Origin of the sequence: Rhodopseudomonas palustris, assembly GCF_003591005.1 — a bacterium.
In the GTDB taxonomy this organism is placed as follows: Bacteria; Pseudomonadota; Alphaproteobacteria; order Rhizobiales; family Xanthobacteraceae; genus Rhodopseudomonas; species Rhodopseudomonas palustris_K.
The window spans coordinates 1-533 of sequence record NZ_QYYD01000085.1; the positions used below are offsets into that span (position 1 = coordinate 1).

The 533-nt window shown below is 49.9% G+C and carries 1 pseudogene; it reads left to right on the top strand.

From position 1 onward, the window contains the following. Nucleotides 1-454: pseudogene (locus D4Q52_RS26080) on the top strand (IS3-like element ISSen4 family transposase); the annotation flags it as partial. Nucleotides 455-533: the final 79 nt, after the last annotated feature.

The window sequence follows — 533 nt, forward strand, 5'->3', positions numbered from 1 at the left end:
GTGTCTTACCTGCGTCGATGATTTCACAAAGGAATGCCTGACGGTCACTGTTGCCTTTGGGATTTCAGGCGTTCAGGTCACGCGTATTCTGGACAGCATTGCACTGTTTCGAGGCTATCCGGCGACGATAAGAACTGACCAGGGGCCGGAGTTCACTTGCCGTGCACTGGATCAATGGGCCTTTGAGCATGGTGTTGAGTTGCGCTTAATCCAGCCGGGCAAGCCAACGCAGAACGGATTTATTGAGAGCTTTAACGGACGATTTCGCGATGAATGTTTGAATGAGCACTGGTTCAGCGATATCGTTCATGCCAGGAAAATTATTAATGACTGGCGGCAGGATTATAACGAATGCCGCCCGCACTCCACGCTGAATTATCAGACACCGTCTGAATTTGCAGCGGGCTGGAGAAAGGGTCATTCTGAGAATGAAGATTCCGACGTTACTAACTGAGTGTTGTATCTAATCGTGGGGGCAGGTCAGGCCGGTTCTATTATGCTGGTAGTTGATCCTGATAAGCAGGACAACGAAC